Origin of the sequence: Streptomyces sp. NPDC002790 (assembly GCF_040295505.1) — a bacterium.
Taxonomy (GTDB): Bacteria; Actinomycetota; Actinomycetes; order Streptomycetales; family Streptomycetaceae; genus Streptomyces.
In genome coordinates, this window is the sequence record NZ_JBEOVM010000231.1 from 1 (window position 1) to 2,818 (window position 2,818).

A 2,818-nucleotide genomic window follows, 5' to 3' on the forward strand; every position below is an offset into this window, starting at 1 on the left:
CGCACGCTTTCGATCTGTCTATCGTCGGGGCCGCATTCCGCCCGATTCTCAGGGTGTTGCTACCGCACTCGTTGGTGGTCGGCGCTCGGGGGCCCCCTGAGCCTCATCTGGGGCTGGGGGCGCCCCCTTTTCGTACGGTCGGCGCCTACGCGGCGACGGGCGCCTTCGGTTTCTTCGGCTTCGGCTTGGCCGGACCCGCGGCATTGGTGAACGCCTCGTACTCCTTGAGGACGTCCTCGGTCGGCCCGTCCATCCGCAGCTCGCCGCGCTCCAGCCACAGCACCCGGTCGCAGGTGTCGCGGATGGACTTGTTGCTGTGGCTGACGAGGAAAACGGTCCCCGCGCGCTGCCGCAGCTCCTTGATCCGCTGCTCGGACCGCTTCTGGAAGGACCGGTCACCGGTGGCGAGCGCCTCGTCGACCAACAGCACGTCGTGCTCCTTCGCGACGGCGATCGAGAACCGCAGCCGGGCGGCCATGCCGGACGAATACGTCCGCATCGGCAGCGTCACGAAGTCGCCCTTCTCGTTGATCCCGGAGAAGTCGACGATCTCGTCGTACCGGTCCCGCACCTGCTCGCGGGACATGCCCATCGCGAGCCCGCCGAGCCGTACGTTGCGCTCGCCGGTCAGGTCGTTCATCAAGGCCGCGTTCACGCCGAGCAGCGAGGGCTGCCCGTCGGTGTAGATGGCCCCGTTCTCGGTCGGCAGCAGCCCGGCCACGGCCTTCAACAGGGTGGACTTCCCGGACCCGTTGGTCCCGATGAGCCCGATGGCCTCGCCTCGGTAGGCGGTGAAGGACACGTTCTTCACCGCGTGCACCTTGCGCACCCCCGCCCGCTTCTCGGCCTTCTTCCGGCCGCCGAGGATGCGGCTGAGGGCGGCGGTCGCGGCGCCGCGGCCCGTGCCGGTCCCGTTGACCCGGTAGACGATGTCGACGCCGTCGGCGATGACGGTGGGTACCTGTCCGGTGGTGTTGTCAGCCACGATGTCAGCCACGTCCGTACGTCTCCTCGGCCTTCCAGAAGTAGATGAACCCGCCGACGCCGGCGAGCAGCGCCCAGCCGACCGCCAACGCCCAGATGTGCGGCGGCAGTTGAGCATCGGTGAAGCTGTCGATGAGCGCGAAGCGCATCAGGTCGATGTAGACGGCGGCCGGGTTGGCCTGGAGCAGCGTCGATACGAACGACGGGATGCCCCGCCCCTCCGTCAGCCGGGTCAGGCTCCACATCACGCCGGACGCGTACATCCACGTACGCAGCAGGAACGGCATCAGCTGCGCGAGGTCCGGGGTCTTCGAGCCGAGCCGCGCCATGATCAGCGCGAGCCCGGTGTTGAACACGAACTGGAGCGTCAGCGCGGGCACGGCGAGGAACCAGGACAGCGCCGGCGGCACGCCCGTCGCCAGCAGGATGACCACCAGCGCACACATGGAGAACAGCAACTGCTGGAGCTGCTGGAGGCAGAACGAGACCGGGAGCGCGGCCCGCGGGAAGTGCAGGGCCCGGACGAGCCCGAGGTTCCCGGAGATCGCTCGCGTCCCCGCCATCACCGACGACTGCGTGAACGTCCACACGAACACGCCCGTGACCAGGAACGGGATGTAGTCCGGCACACCCCTGCTCGTGCCCATGAGCTTGCCGAAGATGAGGTAGTACACCGCCGCGTTCAGCAGCGGCGTGAGCACCTGCCAGACCTGCCCGAGCTTCGCCTGGCTGTACTGGGCGGTGAGCTTGGCGGTCGAGAAGGACGCGATGAAGTGCCTGCGCTGCCACAGCTGACGGACGTACGCGGGCAGCGAGGGCCGCGCGCCGCTGACGCTCAGCCCGTACCGGGCGGCGAAGGCCGCCGGATCCTCGGGGACAGGGACGGACCGCGGTGTCTCCTGCGGGGGAGGCGTGTCCAGGACCTGGCTCACATCCGCTGCTTTCGGTCGGGGGTGGTTCGGAGGTTCGGCTCCGGCCGTTCATCTGCCGTTCACGTCGGGACGGGCCCGTATCGTCGTGACGTGAGAGTAGGGCGGATCGACGTCGGAACGCAACCGTTTCGTCCTCGCGCACTTATGCTTTGCCATATGACGACCAACGCCGACTCCCCCAAGCCGACGCGCCGCAGGGCCCCCGCCGGTGCGGCCGTCCTGCGCGAGGACGTGACGGAGGCCATCCGCGCGGCCGTCTTCGAGGAACTGGCCTCGGTCGGCTACGCGCGCATGTCCATCGAGGGCATCGCGCGCCGCGCGGGCGTCGGCAAGACGGCGGTCTACCGCCGCTGGAAGTCCAAGCTCCACCTGGTCCTCGACCTGGTCTCGGCGATCGCCGTGCAGGGCCTGCCCGCCCCGGACACCGGCTCCCTGGAGGCCGACCTCCGCCTCCTCTACGAGGTCACGTCACGCGCGCTGCGCCACCCCGTGGCCGGCCAGATCATCCCCGACCTCCAGGCGGAGGCGGCCCGCAACCCGGAGATCGCCGAGGCCCTGCAGAAGGCGCTGCGCGAGGGGCAGCACGGGGTGGCGAACGGCATCGTACGAGCGGCGGTGGAGCGCGGCGAGCTGCGCGAGGGCCTCGACGAGGACCTCGCGCTCGACCTGATCTCGGGACCGCTGTACTGGCGCGCGGTGGTGGTCCGCACCCCCAAACTCCCGAAGGGGCACCTGCCGCGCTTGGCGGCGGCGACGGCGGCGGGGCTCAAGGCGCTGTGAGGGTGTGTGAGGGAACGGGGCTGGGACTGTGACGTGGGGGGTAGCACAACAGGGAGAGTGAACGGAAAAAAACAAACACCCACAAAAACCCGCCCCCAGCAGGAGGGGGGTGGGGGGGGATG

Annotated in this window: 3 protein-coding genes; 1 reads left to right on the plus strand and 2 read right to left on the minus strand. The window is 69.5% G+C overall.

Translation table 11 applies throughout. From position 1 onward, the window contains the following. Nucleotides 1–145: 145 nt before the first annotated feature. Nucleotides 146–997 carry an ABC transporter ATP-binding protein gene (locus ABT004_RS36240; RefSeq protein WP_351346089.1) on the minus strand — a complete coding sequence of 284 codons (852 nt, stop codon included), beginning with the start codon at nt 995–997 and terminating at the stop codon, nt 146–148. Continuing rightward, entirely contained in the window at nt 990–1,916 is a 927-nt protein-coding gene (locus ABT004_RS36245; RefSeq protein ID WP_351346092.1) for an ABC transporter permease, read from the minus strand. The genes ABT004_RS36240 and ABT004_RS36245 overlap by 8 nt, the downstream gene beginning before the upstream one ends. 156 nt (nt 1,917–2,072) lie before the next feature. Here ABT004_RS36245 and ABT004_RS36250 point away from each other — a divergent pair, with 156 nt between their 5' ends. Next, nucleotides 2,073–2,696 carry a TetR/AcrR family transcriptional regulator gene (locus ABT004_RS36250; protein WP_351346095.1) on the plus strand — a complete coding sequence of 208 codons (624 nt, stop codon included), beginning with the start codon at nt 2,073–2,075 and terminating at the stop codon, nt 2,694–2,696. Nucleotides 2,697–2,818 lie beyond the last annotated feature (122 nt).

Bases quoted from the DNA above. Each gene is read 5' to 3' on its own strand.
- ABT004_RS36250 (WP_351346095.1), top strand. From the start codon at position 2,073: ATGACGACCAACGCCGACTCCCCCAAGCCGACGCGCCGCAGGGCCCCC.